The 24,875-nt window shown below is 45.3% G+C and carries 25 protein-coding genes; 14 read left to right on the top strand and 11 right to left on the bottom strand.

Going from position 1 to position 24,875, the window contains the following annotated elements:
* Positions 1–256 precede the first annotated feature (256 nt).
* From MHN09_RS03970 to MHN09_RS04010, 9 genes are all read right to left on the bottom strand, one after another.
* Entirely contained in the window at positions 257–958 is a 702-nt protein-coding gene (locus MHN09_RS03970) for a VC0807 family protein (RefSeq protein WP_014950200.1), read from the bottom strand.
* A gap of 46 nt (positions 959–1,004) precedes the next feature.
* Positions 1,005–1,544: a rhomboid family intramembrane serine protease gene (locus MHN09_RS03975; RefSeq protein WP_239239253.1), complete on the bottom strand. Its 540-nt coding sequence runs from the start codon at positions 1,542–1,544 to the stop codon at positions 1,005–1,007.
* Between the two features lie 19 nt (positions 1,545–1,563).
* On the bottom strand, positions 1,564–2,730 hold the full coding sequence (locus MHN09_RS03980) for a glutathionylspermidine synthase family protein (RefSeq protein ID WP_239239255.1): 1,167 nt from the start codon (positions 2,728–2,730) through the stop codon (positions 1,564–1,566).
* 2 nt (positions 2,731–2,732) lie between these two features.
* Positions 2,733–3,401, bottom strand: a complete 669-nt coding sequence (locus tag MHN09_RS03985; RefSeq protein ID WP_014977050.1) for a DUF1190 family protein — start codon at positions 3,399–3,401, stop codon at positions 2,733–2,735.
* 10 nt (positions 3,402–3,411) lie between these two features.
* Positions 3,412–3,828, bottom strand: a complete 417-nt coding sequence (locus MHN09_RS03990; RefSeq protein ID WP_014950196.1) for a DUF350 domain-containing protein — start codon at positions 3,826–3,828, stop codon at positions 3,412–3,414.
* A gap of 16 nt (positions 3,829–3,844) precedes the next feature.
* Positions 3,845–4,489 carry a YjfK family protein gene (locus MHN09_RS03995; RefSeq protein WP_014979843.1) on the bottom strand — a complete coding sequence of 215 codons (645 nt, stop codon included), beginning with the start codon at positions 4,487–4,489 and terminating at the stop codon, positions 3,845–3,847.
* 11 nt (positions 4,490–4,500) lie between these two features.
* Positions 4,501–5,556: a potassium channel family protein gene (locus MHN09_RS04000; protein WP_170826512.1), complete on the bottom strand. Its 1,056-nt coding sequence runs from the start codon at positions 5,554–5,556 to the stop codon at positions 4,501–4,503.
* A gap of 148 nt (positions 5,557–5,704) precedes the next feature.
* Positions 5,705–6,385 (bottom strand): PspA/IM30 family protein, encoded by a 681-nt coding sequence (locus tag MHN09_RS04005; protein ID WP_014950193.1) that lies wholly within the window; start codon positions 6,383–6,385, stop codon positions 5,705–5,707.
* 23 nt (positions 6,386–6,408) lie between these two features.
* The gene (locus tag MHN09_RS04010) at positions 6,409–6,798 is read right to left on the bottom strand and encodes a DUF2170 family protein (protein WP_014950192.1); all 390 of its coding nucleotides are present in this window, start codon (positions 6,796–6,798) and stop codon (positions 6,409–6,411) included.
* Between the two features lie 268 nt (positions 6,799–7,066).
* Here MHN09_RS04010 and MHN09_RS04015 point away from each other — a divergent pair, with 268 nt between their 5' ends.
* From MHN09_RS04015 to secF, 6 genes are all read left to right on the top strand, one after another.
* Complete coding sequence (locus tag MHN09_RS04015; RefSeq protein ID WP_202942201.1) at positions 7,067–7,342, top strand: DUF6471 domain-containing protein; 276 nt, start codon at positions 7,067–7,069, stop codon at positions 7,340–7,342.
* Between the two features lie 434 nt (positions 7,343–7,776).
* Positions 7,777–8,823, top strand: a complete 1,047-nt coding sequence (queA, locus tag MHN09_RS04020) for a tRNA preQ1(34) S-adenosylmethionine ribosyltransferase-isomerase QueA (protein WP_039228383.1) — start codon at positions 7,777–7,779, stop codon at positions 8,821–8,823.
* Positions 8,824–8,996: 173 nt separating this feature from the next.
* On the top strand, positions 8,997–10,109 hold the full coding sequence (tgt, locus tag MHN09_RS04025) for a tRNA guanosine(34) transglycosylase Tgt (protein WP_014950189.1): 1,113 nt from the start codon (positions 8,997–8,999) through the stop codon (positions 10,107–10,109).
* A 24-nt stretch (positions 10,110–10,133) separates the two neighbouring features.
* A complete protein-coding gene (yajC, locus tag MHN09_RS04030; protein WP_014999069.1) occupies positions 10,134–10,469 on the top strand; it encodes a preprotein translocase subunit YajC in 336 nt (111 codons plus the stop codon).
* A gap of 55 nt (positions 10,470–10,524) precedes the next feature.
* Positions 10,525–12,369 (top strand): protein translocase subunit SecD, encoded by a 1,845-nt coding sequence (gene secD, locus MHN09_RS04035; RefSeq protein ID WP_014950187.1) that lies wholly within the window; start codon positions 10,525–10,527, stop codon positions 12,367–12,369.
* Between the two features lie 9 nt (positions 12,370–12,378).
* Positions 12,379–13,320, top strand: coding sequence for a protein translocase subunit SecF (gene secF, locus MHN09_RS04040; protein WP_014977044.1), 942 nt, complete (start codon positions 12,379–12,381; stop codon positions 13,318–13,320).
* 74 nt (positions 13,321–13,394) lie between these two features.
* On the opposite strand, the gene MHN09_RS21565 is transcribed toward secF, so the two are convergent.
* Positions 13,395–14,291, bottom strand: a complete 897-nt coding sequence (locus MHN09_RS21565; protein ID WP_039228379.1) for a LytTR family DNA-binding domain-containing protein — start codon at positions 14,289–14,291, stop codon at positions 13,395–13,397.
* Between the two features lie 100 nt (positions 14,292–14,391).
* On the opposite strand from MHN09_RS21565, the gene MHN09_RS04050 reads away from it, so the two are divergent.
* Positions 14,392–15,714 (top strand): acyltransferase family protein, encoded by a 1,323-nt coding sequence (locus MHN09_RS04050; protein WP_239239258.1) that lies wholly within the window; start codon positions 14,392–14,394, stop codon positions 15,712–15,714.
* Between the two features lie 188 nt (positions 15,715–15,902).
* On the opposite strand, the gene suhB is transcribed toward MHN09_RS04050, so the two are convergent.
* On the bottom strand, positions 15,903–16,679 hold the full coding sequence (suhB, locus tag MHN09_RS04055) for an inositol-1-monophosphatase (RefSeq protein ID WP_014950183.1): 777 nt from the start codon (positions 16,677–16,679) through the stop codon (positions 15,903–15,905).
* Between the two features lie 255 nt (positions 16,680–16,934).
* On the opposite strand from suhB, the gene trmJ reads away from it, so the two are divergent.
* The 7 genes from trmJ to sufB all read left to right on the top strand — a co-directional run bounded on the left by trmJ (position 16,935) and on the right by sufB (position 24,872).
* The gene (trmJ, locus tag MHN09_RS04060; RefSeq protein ID WP_014950182.1) at positions 16,935–17,699 is read left to right on the top strand and encodes a tRNA (cytosine(32)/uridine(32)-2'-O)-methyltransferase TrmJ; all 765 of its coding nucleotides are present in this window, start codon (positions 16,935–16,937) and stop codon (positions 17,697–17,699) included.
* A gap of 5 nt (positions 17,700–17,704) precedes the next feature.
* Positions 17,705–18,529 (top strand): serine O-acetyltransferase, encoded by an 825-nt coding sequence (cysE, locus tag MHN09_RS04065; protein ID WP_187446146.1) that lies wholly within the window; start codon positions 17,705–17,707, stop codon positions 18,527–18,529.
* Positions 18,530–18,697: 168 nt separating this feature from the next.
* The gene (locus MHN09_RS04070; protein WP_239239261.1) at positions 18,698–20,152 is read left to right on the top strand and encodes an NAD(P)/FAD-dependent oxidoreductase; all 1,455 of its coding nucleotides are present in this window, start codon (positions 18,698–18,700) and stop codon (positions 20,150–20,152) included.
* A 49-nt stretch (positions 20,153–20,201) separates the two neighbouring features.
* Positions 20,202–21,113, top strand: a complete 912-nt coding sequence (locus MHN09_RS04075) for an alpha/beta hydrolase (protein ID WP_239239264.1) — start codon at positions 20,202–20,204, stop codon at positions 21,111–21,113.
* Positions 21,114–21,370: 257 nt separating this feature from the next.
* A complete protein-coding gene (iscR, locus tag MHN09_RS04080; RefSeq protein WP_014950178.1) occupies positions 21,371–21,856 on the top strand; it encodes a Fe-S cluster assembly transcriptional regulator IscR in 486 nt (161 codons plus the stop codon).
* A gap of 18 nt (positions 21,857–21,874) precedes the next feature.
* Positions 21,875–23,041: an IscS subfamily cysteine desulfurase gene (locus MHN09_RS04085; RefSeq protein ID WP_239239266.1), complete on the top strand. Its 1,167-nt coding sequence runs from the start codon at positions 21,875–21,877 to the stop codon at positions 23,039–23,041.
* A 394-nt stretch (positions 23,042–23,435) separates the two neighbouring features.
* The gene (gene sufB, locus MHN09_RS04090) at positions 23,436–24,872 is read left to right on the top strand and encodes a Fe-S cluster assembly protein SufB (protein WP_239239268.1); all 1,437 of its coding nucleotides are present in this window, start codon (positions 23,436–23,438) and stop codon (positions 24,870–24,872) included.
* The last annotated feature ends 3 nt before the right edge of the window (positions 24,873–24,875 follow it).

Here is a 24,875-nt window from a genome sequence, read left to right on the forward strand (position 1 = left end):
TATGGCGTAATGCTAGAGGCGCAATGCGCGCTTTAAATTAGCGCCAACATGTTCTAATAGAATGGGTTATTTTTATCATTGAGAGTATACGTAATACTCACGCTTTTTGGTTAAAAGCGGTGTGGGAATTTGATGGCTAGTATTCTTCTGCGTTTCAGGAAATTGCTTTAGTAGCCTAAATTACAAAATATGTAATAGCTTCAGTCGTAGGGAAGGGCATGTTAAAGGGGCGTTAAGCCCCTTATCGATTGTCTTTTTACTGATTAATAAAGTTATCGAGTTCTTCGCCAGTAATTTTTTTGATTTGAGCGAATAAATACCAGAGCGCTGCAATAAGCAAAATCATGCTCGGGATCACAATGACTGGATAGCTAAGCGCAGTCATTCGGCCAAGCTCTTCAGTGTATGCCGTAGTGCCCGGCTCACTGACCAAAATCATTTTAGCTAAAATATAGTTAAGTGCAGAAGAGAGGAAAAACGAACTGGCTACGATGTAAGAGCTAACCGCGACTTTCTTTTTAAACTCGCTCTGCTTTCCTTTCGCATCAAGAACTTGGTTTAGGTGTGGCCAGTTTATGATTTGGTCGTTCAAAATAAGCATTTTGACCAAGGGTTTATTGGAGTATTGGGTTACCAGTACAGCAATACCGATAATGCCTGGGATAGCGGCTTCTTTTATCGCAATATACTCTGCGGGCAGTTTAAGTAAGCTAAACCCGCCGGTAAGTAGTACGCTGATAATGCCTAAAATGGAAAAGCCGTTGACCTTTCCCGACTCTTTTAAATCCCATAGGCCATAACCAATAGGAAAGCTGAGTGCCGCCACAATGCTCCACGCAGGGCCTAGGTAATCTTCTGAACTTGCATAACTCATTAGCACCACAGGAATAACAATGTTAAACGCGAGGTTGCCGAAAAAGCCTTGGTTTTTTTGTGTAGGTTCTTGTACTGCTGACATATCTAATTACAACGTCTTATCTTGAGGCTAATTATACGTAAACTAATTAGCGTGCCCAGTGCCATGCGGCAAATAAGCCGCCAATAAAGCCAAACAGATGATATTCAAAGGAAATAAATTTGGATGTGGGAAGCACACCAACCAGCATTCCTCCGTATAGCGCTGCAACTACTAGTGAAATAAGCAAATACCGCACTTTGTTACTTCTAAACCCTGCTAGCACGAGGAAGCCGAAGTAGCCATATACCATGCCGCTCGCGCCAATATGCGTAGCGCTTCTACCGAACAGCCACACGCCCAAACCACCTATAAGCAGTGCGCTTAGCGTAGCGATAAGAAACGTGCGTTTTCCCCACTGCATAGTAAGCCACATGAACAGCAAAAGAGGCACCAAGTTAGCCATCAAATGCGTGGGTGTACCGTGAAGGAAAGGGGCTGTGAATATATATGGCAAGGTTGAAAGTGTACGAGGCACTACACCAAACTGATTAAGTGCATTGCCGGTAAGTAAGTTTGCTACTCCTATTACGATTAACAATGCACCTAGCGTCAGTAGAACGCGAATTTGGAAAGAAAGCGGCTTCATCGAACGCCCCTAAAGTAGATTACAAAATAATATGAGGAAGGTAGCGAGAGAGATCTTGGGTAATAGCAGATGCATCTTCTCTTACTGAAATACCTGCTGGCATGTCATCTACCAACCAACTACCTATGAGTGTATGGTTACCTTCAAAAACGGGTAAAGGTTCAAATGCTTGAACAATATAGCCTTCTTCGCCGTAAGGACCATCGCTAAGCCTATTCTCAATCCCACCTTCAATGATAGAAACATTCGCGCCCTCCCTAGAAAACAGAGGCTTTTTAATCCACTTTCCTGATAGTGTGTTTGTGTTTATTTCATCTGAAAAATAAGCGGGAAGCAGGTTAGGGTGGCCTTCAAATTTCTTCCAAAGCTGAGGAAGCAAGGCTTTATTGGAAATTATCGATTTCCATGGGGGCTCTATCCAATTAACTTGGGCATCTTCTAACACATCGCCAAACTCTTCGCGCAGCATAAACTCCCAAGGATAAAGCTTGAAGCAGTCTGTAATTGGCGCGTCTTGAAGATCGGTAAAAACGCCCGTGTCCGCTAACCCAATGTCTTCAATAAAAACGAAGTCAGCTAAAAGCCCGGCCTCTGTAGCGCAGTCTTGCAGGTACTGCACTGTTCCGCGGTCTTCTACGGTATCTTTACAACACGCCATGTGCAGTTGATTAATGTTGTAGTGCAATGCTATTTCGCGAAAGCGATGAACTAGTTTTTCTTGCAAGCTATTGAACTGATCAGCGTGCAGGGCGAGTTTGCCGGCATCCACATTTTGTGAAAGCCACAGCCACTGCCAAAACCCAGATTCATACAAGCTGGTGGGCGTATCTGCATTATTTTCTAGCAGCTTAGCTGGCCCTTTGCCGCTGTAGACAAGGTCAAGGCGTGAATACAAACTGGGGGCTCTTTCCTGCCAGCTATCTCTTACTAAGTCCCAATGTTGCTCTGGGATTCGAAAACGAGTAAGTAATTCCTCACTATTAACCACATCTTCGGTCACTGCCAAGCACATTTGATGTAGCTCGGCTGTGGGGTCTTCAATGTCGTTTTCAATTTGCGCTAGCGTGAATTGGTAGTAGGCACTTTCATCCCAATACGGCTCGCCATACATGGTGTGGAAATGAAAACCAAACTCGTTAGCCAAATGCTGCCAGCCCTTGCGAGGCTGGCAAGGCATTCTAAACATAGTTATCCGCCCCAGCCGCCTTTACGGCTGCTGCTACCCCAAGACGATTTTGCACGAACGCTGCTACCAAAACCGCCACGTTTCATTGTGCGGTTCACGGTAGGCTTAGGCTTATAAACGTCTTTGTTTACGCGATATTTTCTTTTGCGAATGTCGCCGTCGAACACATAGCCGTCTGCCGTTATCCAGCGTGAGCGAAACGGTGAATTATATGAATAGGAAGTATATAAGGGCTGTGAGTAATAGCGATTTGGCGATAGCAGAGAGCTCACCATGTAGCCTGCCATGAACGGCATGAAAAAGCTGCCGCTACTATTATTCACATATTGGCACTGGTTAGGGCCAAATTCATGTTCGCAGTCGTACTCAGAGCTAAAGCGCGGACTGGTGCGCATGGCCTCGTCGACAGCTGTCTGGTAGGCAGCTTCACAACGCTCTACTGCATCAGGAAAATCCTGTTTACAGTCTTCTAGCGAGGTGTAAATGGTGGCGTCTTCTTTTTCGCCGCCACAACCACTTAAAATAACGCTGGCCACACCCAATGCTAAAGGCTTCACGCTAAAACCTTTGCGCATGCGACCAAGGTCAATATGTTTGGTGCGTTTTAATGCGGGCTTCTCACCTTGCACGCTATCAACAACATCAAGCTGAGTGTTTCGTTTATCAGTCATCGCTGCCCCCTTAATAGGTCATGCAAGCGGCATTGAGTAAGCCTACGGCAATAGACATGCTGGCAAGCATAACACCCGCAGAAACTTCGTTATTGTTTATGCGCTCAGCGATTTTCGGCATAAAGCTGAAACGCAAAATGGCAAACGCTAGGGATTGTGCAATCACAGCAACAAGCGCCCAAATAGCAAAATCTACTACAGCAACCGAGTTTGAAGCTGCGCTGCCAAGGGCGATAGCAAAACCGATTATAGCACCACCAAAGCCGATGGCAGCGGCAACGTTTTTCTCTTCTTTTACCAGCTTCCATTCATCGTGAGGTGTGACCAAGGCGTACACCAATTTGAAGATAAACAAAAAAACAATCGACAAGCCGAAGTAAAGCGCAAAGTTATCCAGGCCAGCCAAAGATTGCATGATCGTATCCATAGTTATTCCCTTTTTATTAACCGTTTATAGTGATATCTGCAGGTTCAACATCAAACCCCGTTGAAATCACCAAACATCTATCTAAATTATTACCTACTTGCTTTTCTTCACCCACAACAAGCAGGGTTTCAACTCTGTCATTACTGATTGGGCGTTCATACAGCATCATAAACTGATCGGTGGTACTCACATCACCATCTTCTTCATAGGTAGTTTCAGTGACGGCAACAGGCGGTGACTCATCGCCCACTGCCCCCCACACGCGGGTATAGACCTTGCCGTCAAGCTCATAGGTGGGCTGGCTGATAACGTTTTTCAAGCATTCGTTCCACTGAGCAGTATTACCAATGGTTTTCGTTTCATAAAAGTGCCACAGCTTAACATCGGTAATGTGATTCTCAGACAAGCCGCCGTCGGTGACCACCTGTAAAAATCCATCGTCGTCGGTGTAAAAGCGAAGCAGAGTGCCACCTGTATCTAAGGGGGCTTCACCTACCGCTTGAATTAATTGAGAACGGGCTGCGCCTTCAATAGTGAGCTCAGGTTCTAATAGCGAAAGTTTCAAGTTATCTAACTCGAAAGAGCCACCTAAATAAAGCCCCATTATTTCTGGCGACTTAGGTTTTTTAGGTTCTGATTTTTTAAATAATTTACTAAACATGTTTACGCCTCTTAATCAGCGTCTAGGGAAGACCAGTTAATTGCGTTAATGCGGCGCTCAGCAATGTAGAACAAAGTGTCACCCGGGTTTAACGTAACGTCCAACGGTGGGTTTACCACCATTTCTTTCACAAGGCCATTTGGCGCATAACCAATAAAGATGGCATCGTGTTTACGTTTCAAATTAATGAATAACTTAGCAACAGAGATGGCGTGGCTACTTTCTGGGATTTTTACTGAAAATTGCGCTTGGCCCTCTTCAATACTCAGCAAGTCGTGATGAAGCATACTTGAACCAGGATCAAAAGCGGCTTTAACTAACATTTCTATTGCCACGCTCGGTGTACACTCCACTTTAGGGCAGTGATCCTGAAGTAAGCTGACTAGGCTATCATCATCAAAATAAGCCACCTGATGTGCATCAGGATTACGCTTAGTACAATACAGCGCGGTAGTCATGGTGACATCGTCTTGTGGGTTATCGATAAGAATAGTTCGGGCGGTGGACACGCAAGCGCGATCCATATCTTCGTCTTTGTTAAACGAATCTACCTTCACGAACTCAATCACGCCAGGCATGGGATTAGTGATATCGGCCTTCACGCACAGCACAATATCGGGGCGCTCTGGCATGGCATCGCGTTCTTGAAGTATTAAATCAAGCAGCAGCATAGTACGCTGCTCATTCCACCCAATTACTAAGATATGTTCATCTAGCATCAAGCTATTCATACCCAACAATCCTTTCTTCCACGTTAATGAAACCCAAGCTGCAATCCGGCCAATTACCATGGCGAAGATACTCAAACCAAGCGGTATGACGTAAAGCGCTACAACCAGTTTTCCCGCTGGCGTGACGGGAGATAAATCACCATAGCCCACTGTAGAGGCGGTGACCGCCAGCCAGTAAATAAAGTCGGCGTTGGTAATTAAATCGTGCTCGTCTGCAGCGTAAAGTAGCCAATAGCTTGTTACTGCGTAAAAGGCGGTGGCACCGACAATAGTGTACCAGCGTGATTCTGCAAAATATTGCAGCATGATTTTTCGCAGTTTTATCCATGGAGACATAAAAGAAACAGCCCTTGTTATGCGTGCCCTTACTCTGCCTTGAAGTACTTGATTTGTCTAGGTTAGCGCTTTACTTAACGGTAATTTACGCAGGAAATTATTGTAACAAGAATTAAAAATGGGAGCGCGTAGCTCCCATTTTTCTCACTTACTTGCCTAGAATTCGCGCTAGCTCGTCATCGGCCGAGGTTTTACCCCCTTTAATGCCCGCTTCGGCTAGACGTTTTTCTAGATCGCTGCTCGATTCATTATTTGCTAACTCTTCTGCAGCTTGTAGCTCAGCATTGCGCATCTTTTGCTTATCTTGAATACGTGACAGTGACTCTGTCGCCGTTTTCATTTTACTATTCGCACCCATGTGGCGTGAAGAAACCGCTACTTGCGCCTTCTGAACGCTTTCAGTGGCTTTTACCATATCCACTTGCTGCTCTAAGCGACGTAAATTCGCTTTCGCCTGTTGGATATTTTGTGCCAGCTGCTTTTCTGACTGCTGGAACTGATCAAGATATGTTTGTTCTTGGTCTCGTTCTTCTTTAAGTTCAGACACCTTTTGCGCACAGTCTAGCGCGAGTTGGCGGTCGCTATCGATGGCCTTGCGCGCGTGAGCTTCGTATTCCGCAATTGACGAATTGAAGCTATCCACTTTTTGCTGAGAAAGTTTACACTTTGCCAAGATTTGGGTACGTGCATGGTCTGACTTACGCAATTCTTCTTTGGCTTCTCTAATTTCTTGTTCCAGAATTCGAATAGCCTGACTGTCTACGACAGATTGAGCAGCTTCGGTTGCACCACCTTTTACTGCAGTTACTAATTTTTTCCACACTGACATTCGCTTCTCCTTAGAAGTAAATTTTAGTTAAGGTGTGTTTCGTAGGCATCTAAGAAAGATGCAACATTCTGAAACAGGGTTTCCACTTCAATAACGATACTTTCGGCTTTTGACTGGGCACTTAGCGCACCAAAGGCAGTGTAGTACTCTTCACCACCAATGTTTGAAATGCCTACCGTGGTCAAAGGGAACACCATATGAGTAGACAATATTTCATGATCTAGCGCTGGCTTATCTTTTACTTCCGACGCTGCAAACAAAAGACTCTCTACTAAAATCTGCTCTCCGCTGATAGCAAGCCAGGCATCTATGCCGTCTTGATTAGCAATAAGTAAGCAGTTTTCCTCACGTGTTACCACAAAGTCATCATGCTCTTTAAATAAGGCTTCGATGCTTTCCAGTTCCCAGCTCATACCTTTCTCCTTTAATTATTGAAGCGATAGTTGTGAAAATGAATGTCGCGTAAGTGGTGTGTTATACAACTGCACTTTATTAAAAACAGATACTTTGCTGTATTAACCACCGAAGTTACTGTAACGACTATTTTCATCTTCGCCAATATCTAGACTTGCAGTGTAGACCTGTTGTGCCATAATCGTCAACATTAAATACATGCTATAAGTGTAAAAAAGTGTGTTTTTGTAAAATATATATCACATTTGTGTGGTTTTTGGAGGCTGTGTGAACACTGGAAATACGCAAGGTGCTAAAAATGCGTGGCGGCAAACGGTAGCAAGAGTCGTGAAATCTGAGATGTCTGTGCGCGGCGTAAAATATCAAGCGTTAAGCCAAAGGCTGGAAGAGATTGGCGTGGAGCAAAGCGCAGATAACCTTAGAAATAAGGTAAATAAAGGTATTATGGGCGCCGATTTACTTCTGCAAATTTTGTACGTGTTGAAGGCGCGTCCATTAGATGGGGCGCTTTTAGAGGAAATCTTAACTGACCTACAGCAATAAACAGCGTAAAATACCGCCGTTTATAAGATATCGATATTCAACTAACCTGTCGCGCAGAGGAATCGAAGCTTCGCAATAACGTTGCGATGAGTGAAGGTAGGCAGGGAAAATAAGCAGATAAAAAAATACCCAGCAAGTGCTGGGTACGAATGATAAGGAATGTTTATGGGAGAACATCATCACTATCTGCAGGTATCTTAACCGTTTAAGGAGTTAAGTGCTATTTAATAAATTGAATTGTATGTATATTGTTCAATATAAAGTTATTTTATAATATACGTTATTTTTTAAATTTTTGATAAGTAAGGCTTTTTGTTTTTGTTTTGACTTTGGTTTAATCTATAAATCTATTTTTATTAGCCTTTAGTTTCAACTTAAATAGCACTTAATATTCTACTTTTGTCTAACTTTTATGCCGTGATTTAGTCGTATTTATGAAACTATCAGATTTTAGCTTCGAGCTACCCGAAAAACTTATCGCCAAATACCCAACTCAGCAACGTACAGCGAGCCGCTTGTTACATTTAGACGGGAAGACAGGCATTGTGGCGCATACAATGTTCGCTGACATGCTGAAATTCGTAGAGCCAGGCGACCTCTTGGTGTTCAACAATACGCGGGTTATTCCTGCACGCTTACTGGGCAAAAAGGAAACGGGCGGACAGGTTGAAGTGCTGATCGAGCGCATCACATCAGACAATACAGCGTTAGCGCATGTTCGCGCGAGCAAGGCACCTAAACCTGGATCTAAGCTTATTCTTGAAGAAAAAGTGAATGTTACGGTGACAGGGCGAGACGATGCGCTATTTATTTTACAGTTTGACCACGATGAGACAGTATTAACGCTGCTAGAAGCCCATGGCCACATGCCGCTACCTCCTTACATCGACCGTCCTGATGAAAGTTCAGACAAAGAGCGCTATCAAACCGTTTACAATCAAAAGCCGGGCGCGGTTGCGGCGCCTACTGCAGGGCTACACTTTGACGATGCCATACTGGCTGCGTTAAAAGAAAAAGGCGTGAATTTGGCCTTTGTAACTTTGCACGTTGGCGCGGGTACGTTCCAGCCTGTGCGCGTTGACAATATTCAAGAGCACAAGATGCACGCAGAGTTCGCCGAAGTACCGCAAGACGTGGTTGACGCTGTTCTAACCACAAAGGCCAACGGTAAACGCGTTATTGCAGTGGGTACAACCTCTGTACGCTCTTTGGAGTCAGCGGCAAAGGCAAGTGCAGAGCGCGGTGACGAGGAAGTTATTGCGCCATTTAACGAAGATACTGAGATTTTTATCTACCCTGGTTTTGAGTTTAAAGTGGTAGACGCAATGTTCACCAATTTTCACCTTCCAGAGTCCACGCTAATGATGTTAATTAGCGCATTTGCTGGCAAAGAGAATGTCATGAAGGCGTATCAAGAAGCGATAGAGAAAGAATACCGATTCTTTAGCTATGGAGATTCTATGTTTATTGAACGCGCCTAAGCACATTTGCTCAAGGACATCAGGCGTTTAAATCGGTGTTTTGCAGGCCTTTCTAGCTTAGTTACAGATAAACATAGATACGGGGCATGATCTCAGCCGAATTACTGGTATAATCGCCGCCAATTTATTTTTATACCCAGCGCAAAAGCGCACCAAAGTGGGAATGCTTTCACATGCAATTTGAGTTGTTAAAAACCGAAGGCCGAGCACGACGCGGTCGTTTGGTGTTTGAACGCGGTGTTGTAGAAACCCCAGCGTTCATGCCCGTAGGTACATACGGTACTGTTAAGGGAATGACCCCTGAAGAATTAAAAGACAGCGGTGCACACATCTGTCTTGGAAACACGTTTCACCTGATGCTTCGTCCTGGTACAGGCATTATTCGCCAGCATGGCGACCTACATGACTTCATGAATTGGGACAAGCCAATCCTTACGGATTCGGGCGGCTTCCAAGTGTTTAGCCTGGGTGATTTGCGTAAAATTACCGAAGAAGGTGTAACATTCCGCTCTCCGATAAACGGCGAAAAGATCTTACTTACGCCTGAAAAATCGATGGAAGTTCAGCGCGATTTGGGCTCTGACATCGTGATGATTTTTGATGAGTGCACGCCGTACCCCGCTACTGAACAAGAAGCGCGCGTTTCAATGGAAATGTCGCTACGTTGGGCCAAACGTAGTAAAGAAGCCCATGGCGATAACCCAGCGGCACTGTTTGGTATCATTCAAGGCGGTATGTACGAAGGTCTGCGCGACGTTTCACTTGCTGGCCTTGAAGCTATTGGCTTCGACGGTTACGCCATTGGTGGTCTTTCAGTAGGTGAGCCGAAAGAAGATATGATCCGCATTATCGATCATACCGCGCCTAAAATTCCGGAAGATAAACCTCGCTATTTAATGGGCGTGGGTAAACCTGAAGATTTGGTAGAGTCTGTGCGTCGCGGCATCGATATGTTTGACTGTGTAATGCCCACGCGTAACGCGCGAAACGGTCACCTGTTTGTGACTGAAGGCGTAGTGAAGATTCGCAATGCGAAACACAGAAACGACACCTCGCCATTAGATGAGAATTGTGATTGCTACACTTGTAAAAACTATTCTCGCTCTTATCTACATCATTTGGACAAGTGTAACGAAATCCTGGGTGCGCGCTTAAACACCATCCATAACCTTCGCTACTATCAGCGTGTGATGCAGGGTCTTCGCGATGCGATTGACGCAGGTACGCTTGATGAGTTTGTACAAGAATTTTATGAACAAAAAGGGTTGCCGGTTCCGGCACTATAACAACGATAATATTTGGGGAATTTTATGAGCCTATTTATCTCTAACGCTTACGCACAGTCTGCTGGTGCGCCGCAAGGTGGCGGCATGGAAATGATCATCATGCTAGCTGTATTTGGTTTAATCTTTTACTTCTTGCTTTACCGTCCACAGGCTAAGCGTGTAAAAGAGCATAAAAACCTAGTATCGTCACTTAGCAAAGGCGATGAAGTGTTAACACAAGGTGGTTTGGTAGGAAAAATCACTAAAGTGTCAGAAGAAAAAGACTTCATTGAAGTTGCACTTAACGATTCAAACAACATCGTTGTTCAGAAGTCTTCAGTAACTGCTGTGCTGCCTAAAGGCACGATGAAGTCACTGTAAGTAACAATAGCCGGGGCCGGGACGCTTCCCGGTACTGGCACGAAAGGATTATCCAGTGCTAAACAAAAACTCTATTTGGAAAGTACTGAGTGCACTCATTGTGGTTGCAATGTGTGCACTTTATGCGCTTCCTAACATTTACGGTGAAGATCACGCCGTACAAATCTCAGCAGGCCGTGACGCTGTGGTAACTGACGCCACTGTGGAACAAGTAAAAGCCGCGCTAAGTGAAAAGAATATCTCTCCAAAACGTGTTGAGTTTGAGAATGAACAAATATTAGTTCGCGTTTCGGATTCTGACACCCAGCTTGTAACGCGCGAAACGCTTGAAAAGGCGCTTGGTGATGACTACTACGTGGCTATGAACCTTGCCCCTGACACGCCAGAATGGCTTGAAGGCCTAGGTGGCGCGCCAATGAAGCTAGGTCTTGACCTTCGCGGTGGTGTTCACTTCTTGATGGAAGTGGATATGACCGAAGTGATTGCTAAGTCGCTAGAAGACGCAGAGGGTGGTTTCCGTACTTCGCTGCGTGAAGAGGGCATTCGTTATCGCGGTGTAAAACAGGTTGACGATCATATCGACATTACGTTCCGTGATGAAGATGCGCTAGACAAGGCAGAGTTCTTTTTGCGCAACCAAAGTCGCGACCTTACCTTTAACCAGGTGGACGACTTAACACTTCGCGCTATTTTTGCTGAAAGCAAGCTTCAGGAAATTCGCGACAACGCGGTTAAGCAAAACATTACCATTATTCGTAATCGTGTAAACCAACTTGGTGTGGCTGAGCCGCTTGTACAAAAGCAAGGTGCTGATCGCATTGTTGTGCAGCTTCCAGGTATTCAAGACACCGCCCGTGCGAAAGAGATTCTTAATGCCACAGCAACACTAGAATTTCGCATGGTAGATCAGAAGAACGATATCCGTGATGCATTGAACGGCCGCGTTCCTCCTGGCTCTCAAGTGATTGAAGACCAGCAAGGCATTCCACAACTGCTTGAAAAGCGTATTATGCTTACCGGTAGCCATATAATTGATGCGAATAGCGGTGTTGATGAGTACGGACTTCCGAACGTAAATATCTCGCTTGATTCTGAAGGCGGTAATAAGATGTCTCGCTCAACCCGTGGCAATATTGGTAAACCAATGGCTACGGTGTTTATCGAATACAAGTCGACTGGCGAACGTAACAAAGACGGCAAGCTAGTGTTTGAAAAACACGAGCAAGTGATCTCGGTTGCGACTATTCGTGCGCAACTGGGTAGCAAGTTCCAAATCACTGGTCTTGATTCACCGAAGGAAGCCCGTGACTTAGCGTTGCTACTTCGCGCAGGTGCACTGATTGCGCCAATTCAAATTGTTGAAGAGCGTACGGTTGGACCAAGCTTGGGTAAAGAAAACATTGAGCTGGGCATGCAGGCTATTATGTATGGTCTGGCAGCGGTACTTGTTTTCATGTTGATTTACTACAAAGCCTTTGGCGTGGTAGCGAACATCGCTCTGATTACAAACCTAGTTATGATTGTAGGCATTATGTCGATGATCCCTGGTGCAACGCTTACGCTACCGGGTATGGCAGGTATTGTACTGACCGTTGGTATGGCGGTAGATGCAAACGTGCTTATCTTTGAGCGTATACGAGAAGAGATACGTGATGGCCGCAGCCCACAGCATGCCATTCATCAGGGTTACGACAGTGCTTTTTCTACCATTCTAGATGCTAACATTACCACCTTCATTGCAGGCTTAATCCTGTTTGCCGTGGGCACAGGCCCAATTAAAGGCTTCTCGATTACACTGATGATTGGTATAGCAACCTCGATGTTTACCGCAATCCTTGTTACGCGCGTTATTGTTAACGCAGTATGGGGCGGTCGACGCGTAGAGAAATTGGCGATTTAAGGAAGTAACATGCAATTATTAAAACTATCCGATACCGTCAATTTTATGCGCCTTCGCATTCCTGCGATGGTGTTATCAACGGTACTCATTTTAGGTTCGTTCGTGTCGCTAGGCGTTAATAGCCTTAACTGGGGGCTAGACTTCACTGGCGGTACGCTAATTGAAGTTGGCTATGAGGACGCTGCTAACTTAGAAGGCATTCGCGCCCAGCTAAACGAAGCGAACTTTGAAGATGCCATAGTACAGAATTTTGGCAGCAGCCAAGATGTACTTATCCGCATTGCTCCTCGTGATGGCGTTAAAGCCGTGACTATTGGTGAACAGGTACTAGCTGCCTTGCGCGCTGACGGTACTGAGGTTGATATGCGTCGTATCGAGTTCGTAGGTCCTAACGTAGGTGAAGAGCTTACTGAGCAGGGCGGCCTTGCGATGCTAGTCGCACTCTTGTGTATTCTAGTTTATGTCGCGATGCGATTTGAATGGCGATTCGCTCTAGGGTCAGTGTCGGCACTAGCTCACGACGTTATACTTACGCTGGGTTTGTTTTCAGTACTTCAAATCGAGTTTGACCTTACGGTACTTGCAGCGGTACTAGCGGTAATTGGTTATTCACTTAACGATACCATCGTTGTGTGTGACCGTATTCGTGAGAACTTCCGCAAAATTCGTAAAGGTGAGCCTGTTGAGATTATCAACATCTCGCTAACGCAAACCCTAAACCGTACTATCATCACATCATTAACCACGGTGTTGGTATTGGTTGCACTATTCTACAAGGGTGGGGCGCTTATTCACGGATTTGCAACCGCCTTGTTGTTCGGTGTAGTGGTTGGTACTTACTCATCGGTGTATATCGCAAGTTCAGTGGCACTTGCATTGGGTATTAGTAAAGAAGACCTAATGCCACCACAAGTGGAAAAGGAAGGCGCAGATTTAGATCCTATGCCTTAGTTTTACACGCTTGAAACGTACAAAAACCGCATCTACGATGCGGTTTTTTTATGCTTTATCAAAAGTGGAATTTACTATTGATTGGGGGCTAATGCTTGTTTCAGATCATCTTTATATCGCCTGGAAAGCGCTACTGATTGACCGTTATTGAGCATTATTGTTCCATCCCCTGTTTCTTCATAACTTATAGACACAATGGCAGGTATTCGCACTGCGTGCGACCGGTGCACTCGCATAAAGCCTTGATGCGCTCCTTCTTCACAAAACCGGCCAAGGGTATAACGCAAGGGGTAAACGCCCACGTGAGTATGGAGGTTAATGTAATTTCCTGAGGCTTCTACTCGCTGTATGTCAGTGACTTGAACCAAAAACTCCTTATTGAGCTTTTTCACCAATAAATAGTCAGGTAAGGTGCTGGCCACGTTGTCATTCGTTATCTGTGATGTGTCGCGTCTAATAGGTGATGCTTCACCAATTAAGCGTTGATAGCCAAACCGTGCAATATAGTAAAAAGTAATCAGAGTAATATAGCCCCATACATCCTTTCGATATTCGTAGATGAACTCATTGAGCCATATCCCAAAGTCATAATTGCGTTCAGAGAATAAATAGACGAGCTTTCGAAATGCTACCATTAATGATACATGGGCTACTGAAAATAAACTGGCGAAGGCAAAATGCCACCCAAGCCATGTCGCTCCCACTTTTACCTTCTGATCGAGTATACGTATAGCGATAATTAATGGGATGACGAGCAAAGCGGTGCTCAAAGCACTCGAGTATTCCCAAACGTACGGCTCCCAAAGTGCTACGCTGTTATTGTCGCTTCGAGAAAATTCAGTCCAACTAGACGCAGCATTGATTGAATTGTTTATAAACAAATAGGCTGTAAGCAAAACAAATGCAGCGTATTTATGTTTTGATTCAGAATCCCTAAGAAACTGACTCCATTTTTCATCCCAGTTATTCACCGCTTAACCCTTTTTCCCTTAATTCTCGTCACTTAGGCGTTTGCTGTCGGACGTCTATCGCATTAGATGCAACACGTTAGTTAAACACTATTGAATAGGAGTGAGGACATTGACGCAAGCATATGTTGATCAGGAAGCAACGTTTGTTAACAGAACTTCAAAGGGGGAGGCGAGAGAGAAGGCCGTGGTCGAGAGTCCTGTCACTCAGCGCTATTTCGAGTTGGATGCACTGCGTGTCATCGCGTTTGGTGTACTCATTTTTTATCACATCGGAATGTATTACGTTTTAGAGTGGGGCTGGCATATAAAAAGCGACGTGCAATTTCCACTACTACAAGATGTGATGATATTGACCAACCAATGGCGTATGTCTTTATTATTTTTGATCTCTGCCATGGTATTTACCGTCGTGCTGCGCCGCGCTTATGGCCAAACGACCTCTCGCTGGCGTGTATCTCTTTCACTACTGGGGAAGAGGGCGTTGCGGATATTAATTCCTCTTGTATTCGGTATGTTTGTTATCGTCGCGCCACAAGTTTATGCAGAGTGGACAGTCAGCGGAGCACTAGCCATGCCGTTTAGCGAGTTCTACGTTGCTTACATCAATCCAAATACTGACTTGTTTATCGACAAACAATCGGTAATTGGCTTACTGACATGGAATCACCTTTGGTTTTTACCTTACCTTTTTGTGTATAGCGCTTTCATATTGCTGTTTTTCCCGCTTATCAGATTTGTGGAAGTAAGGGCGTTGAGAGTACTCGATAGCTTGGCGCTGTTTAGCGTGTTAGTGGTTACGTTCATGACTGCCATATGGCTGGAGCTACGAGTAGCATATCCCACGTCTCACGACTTGCTTAATGATTGGTATAGTCATGCAAAGTACTTTTTTGTGATGCTGGTAGGTATTGTGGTCGCGCTTAGACCCGCATTGTATGCTGCAATTATGAGGTCCCGTTACGTAAGCTTAACCATTGCGATAGTACTTTACAGCGTCATAATTTTAGATCGGCACGACTTGCTAGGCCCTACAGGGCAGTTAATGGAGTCGTCGCCTGGGTTTCGTGTTTTGGTTGGTGTAATCGTTGTACTTAATCACTGGGCATGGTTGGCAGCAATATTGGGGTTCGGTCGAAAATATTTGTCTAACCCGAGTAAGGTGGTGAGCTATTTGAACAAAGGCGTGTTGCCATACTATATGGTGCATCAAACGATAATTGTGGTGGCGGCGTTCTTTTTGAGCTCCCGTGTATCGTCGACACTCGGAGAATTTATTTTAATAACGCTAATAACCGTTGTGGGGTGCGCACTGACATACGAAGTCGCCAAGCGCTTTTTAATACTTAGATTTTTATTTGGCCTAAAGTTAAACACCAGTCCGCATAGCTCATTAGCCACTCAGCGAGAGGTAAAGTGTTCGTAATCGCGGTGTGTTACCGCAGGTATAACGAAACCAATAAGTGAGAAAAAGAAAAAGGCGCTATGTCACGTCATTCGTGTCATAGCGCCTTTACTGTTTAACTGTGCTTGGTTTATCGGCTCAGTTTATGTGCTTACGAGCGATTTATTTAAGCTGCTTTTACTTAAGGTGCTTCTTACTTAAGATGCTTCTTATTTAAGATGCTTAACTAGGCCTTGAACCACCTTCACGCTACCAGCAACAATTTCGCCTTTGTGAAGCGGGTCGTTTCCGCCTTTAAAGTCTGTTACCAATCCGCCAGCTTCACGAACAATAAGCTCACCTGCTGCGATATCCCAAGATTTAATGCCGCGCTCCCAGTAACCGTCGTGGCGGCCAGCTGCAACGTAAGCAAGGTCTAGCGCTGCACTACCTGCGCGGCGAATGTCGCCCACTTCGTGGAAAATTTTGTTAAGGCTTAGTGCATACTCGCCAAATTGAGACTTGTTCTTAAACGGCAAGCCAGTAGCAATAATGGTTTCAGAAAGGTCACGAGGCTTAGAAGCACGAATACGATAACCGTTAAGCTGCGCGCCTTGACCACGGCTCGCGGTGAATAGTTCGCTGCGAATTGGGTCGAAAACAACCGCTTGATCTAAGCGACCTTTGTGAAGAAGTGCAATTGAAACGGCAAAGTGAGGAATGCCTTTTACAAAGTTAGTGGTGCCATCTAGTGGATCGATGATCCACTGATAGTCAGTTTCTGTGCCCAAAACTTCACCCGATTCTTCACCTAGGAAGCAATGGTTCGGGTAAGACTGCTGAATTTTGGCAATAATTGCTTGTTCTGCTTCTTTATCAACTTGAGTAACGAAGTCGTTTAAGCCTTTTGACTCTGTTGCTACTTCATTATGTTTTTCAAAACCACGAACAATAACTGTTCCAGCCGCACGCGCAGCGCGCACCGCAATATTCAGCATAGGATGCATAGATAAACCACCAATTGTAAAAGACCAATGAAACAAACTAACTGTACAAAAAATAGCTAGTTGTTTTCGAAAACGGGCGGAGTCTACCAGAATCTATGCGCGATGCAAATGAAATCCCAGCACAATAGCGTGAATAGCCATCTATACTGCCGCTGTGTTAAACTTCACGCTATTAAGGTCTGTAAGATAGCACGCCAAAAGCGCGTATTATCGAATTAAAGACGCTATCCAAATAAGTACGTAGGTATTACACGCATGCTCGAGAATATTCGCATTATTTTAGTTAACACGTCTCACACGGGAAACATCGGCTCGACAGCAAGAGCTATGAAAACCATGGGGCTGAGCAGCTTATATCTTGTCGACCCAGTAAATGAGCCAGACGGCCAAGCCAGTGCATTGGCGGCAGGGGCTGGTGATGTGCTTGCTAACGCGAAAATTGTAAGCACGCTGGAAGAGGCTGTTAAAGACTGTGGCTTGGTAGTAGGGACGTCTGCACGCTCTCGCACTCATTCATGGCCTATGTTAGGCCCGCGCGACTGTGGCGAAAAGCTGGTCCAAGAAGTAGAAAAGTATCCGGTAGCCTTGGTGTTTGGGCGTGAGAACAGTGGTTTAACTAATGAAGAGCTGCAGCAGTGTCACTTCCATATGTGTATTCCAGCCAACCCTGAATACAGCTCACTAAACTTAGCAGCAGCAGTGCAAACCCTTTGTTATGAGATTCGCATGGCCTATCTAAATCGCGAAACCTATCCAAGTGTTGAGGAAGAATATCCACTGAATGACGATTTAGAGCGTTTTTATACGCATTTGGAAACCACGCTGGAAGGCACGTCGTTCATTCGCAAAAGTCACCCGGGTGTGGTTATGACTAAGCTGCGTCGCTTGTTTAACCGAGCACGCCCTGAGTCTCAAGAGCTTAATATATTGCGCGGTATATTGGCGTCTATCGATAAATCGGTGAAGAATGCTAACTCAGGCGATGCAGACCCTGCACCAGCGATAGAAGAAAAAGAGTAAACACTATGTTCGCCCGTATAAAAGATGATATTCAAGGTGTATTTCATCGCGACCCAGCGGCCAGAAACACCTTTGAAGTGCTAACCAACTATCCTGGCCTCCATGCAGTCTGGCTGCATCGCATTAGTCACAAATTATGGAAGGCTGAATGGAAATGGTTGGCACGCAGTTTATCAACCTTTAGCCGTTGGCTCACGGGGATTGAAATTCATCCTGGTGCCACGTTAGGACGACGGGTATTTATCGACCACGGTATGGGTGTGGTCATTGGTGAAACAGCAGAAATTGGCGATGATGTCACCCTTTACCACGGCGTTACTCTTGGAGGCACTAGCTGGAGAGCAGGCAAGCGCCACCCAACCCTTAAAAAAGGCGCTGTAGTTGGGGCTGGTGCCAAAGTGTTGGGGCCTATTATTATAGGTGAAAACGCTAAAGTAGGGTCTAACTCTGTGGTCGTAAAAGATATTCCTGATGGCGCTACGGCAGTGGGAATCCCGGGTCGTATCATTATCTCGAAGCAAAAAGAGATGAATGCGTCGGTAAACCCCGAGCGAGATAAAATTGCCCAGAAATATGGTTTTGATGCCTATGCTGTCGCGCCAGATAACCCTGATCCTGTGGCCAATGCGATGGGCATAATGCTAGAGCATATGCACCAAATGGACACCAAAGTGGAAGAGATGTGCAAGGTCATTCAGTCGCTAGGTGGCGATGTGTGTACCGATAATTTACACAATATTAGCGCTGAAGATTTCGCAGAAACGGGTTTCGACCTAAAGGAAACCCAAGAGCGAGAGAAGGCTCATTCTTCTTTCGACCCCGCTATTTAACTCTAATTCCGCATACTAGTTTCGGGTGCTAAGGCCGAGAACCTTCACCCTTATATAGTAAAAATTCACAAAGGCTTGTTTTTACAAAACATTAACAAGCACATTGACTCATGCATAACTCCAACATACATTGAGATGGAAGGTTGATCATCACTTTTCAGGGACGTTATGCAAGAAACAGCGCCATTACTCGACGTACTAATTGTTGGAGCCGGAATTTCGGGTATCGGCTGCGCCTACCACATTCAAAAAAAATGTCCTGACCTTTCATATTCTATTATAGAAGCCCGCAGTGATTTGGGCGGCACATGGGATTTATTCAAATACCCGGGAATACGCTCAGATTCTGATTTATTCACCTTTGGCTACGAATTCAAACCTTGGAAAGAGAAAAAGGCCATTGCTGATGGTCGTTCAATAAAGGCTTACGTAGAAGAAACCGCGGCTGAAAACGGTATTAAAGAGCACATACGTTTTTTAACTCGTGTGGTAGATATAGATTGGCAAAGCGATAAACACTATTGGCGGGTTACGTTAAAGTCAGAAGAGAGTGGGCAGCATGAGCACATTGCCGCCAGATGGATATTTAACGCTTCGGGTTATTATCGATACGATAAAGGTTATGCACCACATTTCAAAGGGCAATCACAATTTAACGGTCAGATTGTACATCCACAGCATTGGCCTGAAGATCTGGAATACGAAAACAAACACGTCGTGGTAATCGGAAGCGGTGCAACGGCGGTAACGCTGGTTCCCGCACTAGCGAAAAGCGCATCGCACGTGACTATGCTGCAAAGAACGCCATCCTACGTATTGCCTGTGCCCGTAGATGACCCAATCGCAAAACATTTACGCACGTGGTTTAGCGAGGATACAGCGTTTAAAGCTGCGCGTTGGTTTAACATAGCGAAACAGCGTTGGGTGTACGCATTTTGTCAGCGCTTTCCGCATCGTGCGCGCAAAATAATACGCAGTCTTAATGCAAAAATGTTACCCGAAGGATATCCAGTAGATATACACTTTAACCCACCTTACAATCCTTGGGAGCAACGACTGTGTGCAGTTCCGGGTGGAGATTTATTCGAGTCAATTTCGAAAGGTAAGGCGTCGGTTGCAACAGATGCTATAGATACGTTTACTGAAACGGGCATTAAACTTGATTCGGGCCAGCATATTGAAGCAGATATTATAGTAACAGCCACTGGATTAAACCTTCTGCCTTTAGGAGGGATAGTGCCAAAAATTGATGGTGAAGCTATTTCGCTTCCAGAATGTGTTACGTATAAAGGTATGTTACTCAGTGGCGTGCCTAATTTTGCTATTGCGGTGGGCTATACAGCTTCATCGTGGACACTAAAAATTGGCCTTCTATGTGAACATTTCACGCGATTGCTCAATCATATGGGAGAGCACGGCTTTACACAGTGTACACCTATAGCAGACCCAAATATGGAAACACAACCGTTGCTAAACTTTGGCGCTGGCTACATCCAACGCTCTTTAGAACAGTTGCCACGTCAAGGCATGCAGTTTCCTTGGTCTATGTCGTTCAATTATGCACAAGACGTGAAAATTTTTCGGAAAGGCCGTGTAGACGATCCAGCGCTTAAGTTTGAATAGAAATTTTAATAGATGCACACTTACTTTTATTAAATCACAAGAGCTTTAAATGAGTTTAGCCCAGCATCATGAGCAATATGTAACGCTTAAAAGCGGTGATAGGTTTTGCTATGCCGAACATGGTGTCGGAAATACCGATACCATTGTACTTATTGTGGGTTTAGGTCTTCAGTTGATTTATTGGCCAAACGCGCTTATTGAGCGTTTAGTTGCTAGTGGATTTCGCGTTATTTGCTTTGACAATCGTGATGCAGGAAGGTCAGTACGCAGCGACACACCGCATCCCAGCCTATTACAGCAGTTAAGAGGAAAAGCGCCGAAAGGTGCATATGGACTTGAGTGTATGGCTGAAGATACTGCACAGTTGTTAGAGGCGCTAAATATAACAAGCGCACATATCGCAGGAATGTCTATGGGAGGGATGATTGCACAGACCCTTGCAAGTCTGCATCCTGAAAAAGTGACATCTATGACGTCTATTTTCTCGACGACAGGAAATCGCCGCGTAGGGCAACCCTCTTATTCAACGCTATGGCGAATGGCAAGAGCTAAAGCGCCAATGAACGAAAAAGACGCAGTTAAAAACTACCAAGCAATGATGACGCACATTGGCGATGTAGCTGCAAACGGAGCCGTAAATCAATGGCATCAGTACGCGCGTTTGGCATGGCAGCGCAATGGTGGCAAAAGTGATGCAAAAGCGATGTTCCGGCAAATCGGTGCTATTATGAAATCCGGGGACCGAACGCCAATGCTTCAAAATGTCAAAGCCCCAACATTAGTGATACACGGAGATGTTGATCACATGGTGCATCCCAGTGGCGGTGTTGCGACAGCCAGAGCTATATCAGGTGCTAAACATCAAGTATTGCGCGGGTTGCGCCATCAAATAGATACCGTTCAATCACATCGGATAGCAGACAGTATTCTTGCTCATATTCACTTAAATGCAAACAAATAGCGCTTATGGTCGACGTTATCATTCATTTGCAGAATAAACGATTTCTTAGCATTTAGCGTAGAAGTAACCACGCTAATTCGGCACCTATTAGCGTCTATTAGTGCTTATTTGGATCGGGCTAATATGAAACGAAAGCCTTGATGAACAAAAGCGATTACTCGAATCAATAATACCTGACTAATTTACTGGGTCTTATACTTGACCATTTTAGTCGGGTATGTGAAAATTCCCGCACTATAAAACGGCGGGAGAATCCAATGAAACTCACTTCGAAAGGGCGCTATGCGGTTACCGCAATGCTTGATGTCGCTTTGCATTCAAAGCGTGGTCCAGTGCCTCTTGCCGACATTTCAGAACGACAAGAAATTTCTTTATCTTACCTTGAACAGCTTTTTTCTCGATTGCGTAAAGAGCAATTAGTAGACAGTGTTCGCGGGCCTGGCGGCGGCTATTTGTTAGGCCGTGAAGCAAGCAAAATTGCGATAGGCGAAGTCATTCGCGCCGTCGACGAGTCCATTGATGCGACACGTTGCCAAGGACAAGCAGACTGTCAAGGCGGCGATCGCTGCCTAACGCACAGCTTGTGGCAAGACCTAAGTGATCGCATTGCGGCGTTTTTGAATTCAATTACGTTGGGCGAGTTAATGGCAAAGCGTGATGTGCAAGAGGTAGCCGACCGTCAAGACGGTAATGCATCACTTCGTCATATCACCAAAGATATTGAAGTTAGTATTCAACTTTAAATTGGTATTGAGTAACGCATGGCTTTATCAACACCCATTTATTTAGATTACGCAGCAACAACACCGGTAGACCCAAGTGTGGCCGAGGCAATGGCAAAATGCCTAACGCTGGATGGCAACTTTGGTAACCCAGCTTCTCGTAGTTATCGCTTCGGCTGGATGGCAGAAGAAGCGGTTGATGTTGCTAGAAATCAAATCAGCGACGCGATTAATTGCGACCCTAGAGAAATTGTTTTTACTTCGGGGGCCACTGAATCGAACAATCTTGCTATAAAAGGCGTCGCCCAAGGTTATGCCAATAAAGGCAAACATATTATTACCGTTAACACCGAACATAAAGCGGTGTTGGATACCTGTGAGTTCTTACAAAGCCAAGGCTTTGAGGTTACCTATCTTGAAGTATTGCCAAACGGGTTAATTAATTTAAATGATCTCAAAAACGCGTTGCGCGACGACACTATTTTGGTGTCGGTGATGCATGTGAACAATGAACTTGGCGTTATCCAAGACATTCAAGCTATTGGCCAGCTTTGTCGTGATAAAGGCGTTCTTTTTCATGTTGATGGTGCGCAAAGTGTGGGCAAAATTGGCATTGATTTAGCTGACCTTCCTATCGATTTGCTGTCTATATCGGCGCATAAGATATACGGGCCGAAAGGTATGGGGGCGCTATATGTGCGTCGCCGTCCCAAAATTAATCTGGTGGCACAAATTCATGGCGGTGGCCACGAGCGCGGCATGCGGTCGGGTACATTAGCCACCCACCAAATTGTTGGAATGGGTGAAGCTATCGCGCTAGCCTCCTCAAAAATGGAAGAGGACAGTGCGCGCATATTAGCGCTGCGTGAATCGCTGTGGCAGGGCCTTCAGCAGCTCGACGATGTCTATTTAAACGGCCACGCCACACAGCGTATCCCGGGTATTCTAAATGTGAGTTTTGCGGATGTCGACGGCGAAAGCTTGATGATGGGCTTAAATGACATTGCCGTATCTTCAGGGTCGGCATGTACGTCAGCGAGTTTAGAGCCTTCGTATGTGTTAAAAGCGATTGGCCGCAGCAACGAATTGGCGCATGCAGGAATTAGATTCAGCGTAGGGCGCTTTACGACCCAAGAAGACATCGATTACGTAGTAAAAAAAGTAGTGGATGTAACAACAAGACTACGCCAAGCGGTTTCAGCATAAACGCCTATACCGTCGTTGAGCGCGGGTTTTTGTAGTAGGCAAAGCGTAGTTAGTGTTAGCGCATTCTTTTTTATTTTAGTGAATGTGGAAGAAAATTAATGCGCGTTTGAAGGAAATTGACCTTTAAGCAGCGTTTAAAACGCGTAAGTGGCCATAAATTAATGGCTGAATATTTGAGTGAAATAGTCGGGTATTATATACTACGGCACCAAAATTTTAGGCTGTCCGCAATGTAACTGGCAGTTTTGGCAACTCTTTTGGGCGTAAACCCAAATAAATGACGTTGTTGAAGTTGAAAGTCGATATAAATTACCAAGACCGTGGGGTGATTTATTTGCCAGTTAAATAGAAAGGTTAGTGGCAGCAAATGCAGGCAAACAAGTGAGATCCCAACATGAGTGAACAGATCGAACAGGCGTTAGAAAGAAAGTACGATGCGGGTTTCTATTCAGAAATCGAATCGGAAACGTTTGAAAGCGGCCTGGACGAGTCGGTTATCCGCCGCATATCAGCAATGAAAAACGAGCCTGAATGGATGCTTGAATGGCGTTTGAAGTCTTATCATGCATGGCTAGAAATGGAAGAGCCTGATTGGGCGCATGTCGACTATCCGAAAATCGATTATCAGGCCATTTCTTATTACTCGGCACCAAAGAGTATGAAAGATAAGCCTAAGTCGCTAGATGAAGTTGACCCTGAGCTACTTCGCACCTATGAAAAGCTGGGCATTCCTCTACACGAGCAGGAAATGCTGGCAGGCGTTGCGGTAGATGCGGTATTCGACTCGGTATCGGTTGTAACTACGTTCCGCGATAAGCTTGAAGAAGCGGGAGTGATCTTTTGCCCAATTTCTGAGGCAGTACAGAAGTACCCAGACCTTGTAAAGAAATACATCGGTTCGGTAGTGCCGCGCACAGATAACTATTTTGCTGCGCTTAATAGCGCTGTATTTACTGACGGTTCATTTGTTTATATTCCAAAAGGCACACGTTGCCCAATGGAGCTTTCTACTTATTTCCGTATTAACGAAATGAACACCGGTCAGTTCGAGCGTACCTTGATTGTTGCTGATGAAGGCAGCTATGTAAGCTACCTTGAAGGTTGTACCGCGCCACAGCGCGATGAAAACCAGCTGCATGCGGCAGTGGTTGAGCTAGTGGCAATGGACGATGCGCAAATTAAATACTCAACGGTACAGAACTGGTACCCGGGTGACGAGAACGGTAAAGGCGGTATCTACAACTTCGTGACAAAACGTGGTGTAGCGCATACCAATGCGAAAATCTCGTGGACGCAGGTTGAAACGGGCTCTGCGGTTACGTGGAAGTACCCAAGCTGTGTACTTAAAGGCGACAACAGTGTAGGTGAATTCTACTCAGTAGCGCTAACGCGCGGTCGCCAGCAGGCTGATACCGGAACTAAGATGATCCACGTGGGTAAAAATACCAAGTCGACCATTATCTCTAAAGGTATCTCAGCGGGTAACAGTAACAACGCCTATCGCGGGCTGGTTCAAATGGGCCCTCGCGCAGACGAAGCACGTAACTTCACCGAGTGTGACTCGCTACTTATCGGTGACAAATGTGGCGCGCACACATTCCCGTATATCGAAAGCCGCAACCCTTCAGCCATTGTTGAGCACGAAGCAACAACATCGAAGGTGAGCGACGAACAATTATTCCTGTGTCAGCAACGTGGCTTAGACACAGAAAAGGCCGTTTCTATGATTGTTAACGGTTTCTGTAAAGAAGTATTCAAAGAGCTGCCAATGGAATTTGCCGTAGAAGCCGGCAAGCTGCTCGAAATTAGTCTTGAAGGTTCAGTGGGGTAATCA

The sequence above is a fragment of the Alteromonas sp. MmMcT2-5 genome, from assembly GCF_022348315.1.
Lineage (GTDB): Bacteria > Pseudomonadota > Gammaproteobacteria > Enterobacterales > Alteromonadaceae > Alteromonas > Alteromonas macleodii.

Excerpts from the sequence above, each read along its gene's own strand:
- MHN09_RS03970 (WP_014950200.1), bottom strand. The coding sequence starts at position 958 with ATGTCAGCAGTACAAGAACCTACACAAAAAAACCAAGGCTTTTTCGGC.
- MHN09_RS03975 (WP_239239253.1), bottom strand. The coding sequence starts at position 1,544 with ATGAAGCCGCTTTCTTTCCAAATTCGCGTTCTACTGACGCTAGGTGCA.
- MHN09_RS03980 (WP_239239255.1), bottom strand. The coding sequence starts at position 2,730 with ATGTTTAGAATGCCTTGCCAGCCTCGCAAGGGCTGGCAGCATTTGGCT.
- MHN09_RS03985 (WP_014977050.1), bottom strand. The coding sequence starts at position 3,401 with ATGACTGATAAACGAAACACTCAGCTTGATGTTGTTGATAGCGTGCAA.
- MHN09_RS03990 (WP_014950196.1), bottom strand. The coding sequence starts at position 3,828 with ATGGATACGATCATGCAATCTTTGGCTGGCCTGGATAACTTTGCGCTT.
- MHN09_RS03995 (WP_014979843.1), bottom strand. The coding sequence starts at position 4,489 with ATGTTTAGTAAATTATTTAAAAAATCAGAACCTAAAAAACCTAAGTCG.
- MHN09_RS04000 (WP_170826512.1), bottom strand. The coding sequence starts at position 5,556 with ATGTCTCCATGGATAAAACTGCGAAAAATCATGCTGCAATATTTTGCA.
- MHN09_RS04005 (WP_014950193.1), bottom strand. The coding sequence starts at position 6,385 with ATGTCAGTGTGGAAAAAATTAGTAACTGCAGTAAAAGGTGGTGCAACC.
- MHN09_RS04010 (WP_014950192.1), bottom strand. The coding sequence starts at position 6,798 with ATGAGCTGGGAACTGGAAAGCATCGAAGCCTTATTTAAAGAGCATGAT.
- queA (WP_039228383.1), top strand. The coding sequence starts at position 7,777 with ATGAAACTATCAGATTTTAGCTTCGAGCTACCCGAAAAACTTATCGCC.
- tgt (WP_014950189.1), top strand. The coding sequence starts at position 8,997 with ATGCAATTTGAGTTGTTAAAAACCGAAGGCCGAGCACGACGCGGTCGT.
- yajC (WP_014999069.1), top strand. The coding sequence starts at position 10,134 with ATGAGCCTATTTATCTCTAACGCTTACGCACAGTCTGCTGGTGCGCCG.
- secF (WP_014977044.1), top strand. The coding sequence starts at position 12,379 with ATGCAATTATTAAAACTATCCGATACCGTCAATTTTATGCGCCTTCGC.
- suhB (WP_014950183.1), bottom strand. The coding sequence starts at position 16,679 with ATGCATCCTATGCTGAATATTGCGGTGCGCGCTGCGCGTGCGGCTGGA.
- trmJ (WP_014950182.1), top strand. The coding sequence starts at position 16,935 with ATGCTCGAGAATATTCGCATTATTTTAGTTAACACGTCTCACACGGGA.
- cysE (WP_187446146.1), top strand. The coding sequence starts at position 17,705 with ATGTTCGCCCGTATAAAAGATGATATTCAAGGTGTATTTCATCGCGAC.
- MHN09_RS04070 (WP_239239261.1), top strand. The coding sequence starts at position 18,698 with ATGCAAGAAACAGCGCCATTACTCGACGTACTAATTGTTGGAGCCGGA.
- MHN09_RS04075 (WP_239239264.1), top strand. The coding sequence starts at position 20,202 with ATGAGTTTAGCCCAGCATCATGAGCAATATGTAACGCTTAAAAGCGGT.
- iscR (WP_014950178.1), top strand. The coding sequence starts at position 21,371 with ATGAAACTCACTTCGAAAGGGCGCTATGCGGTTACCGCAATGCTTGAT.
- MHN09_RS04085 (WP_239239266.1), top strand. The coding sequence starts at position 21,875 with ATGGCTTTATCAACACCCATTTATTTAGATTACGCAGCAACAACACCG.
- sufB (WP_239239268.1), top strand. The coding sequence starts at position 23,436 with ATGAGTGAACAGATCGAACAGGCGTTAGAAAGAAAGTACGATGCGGGT.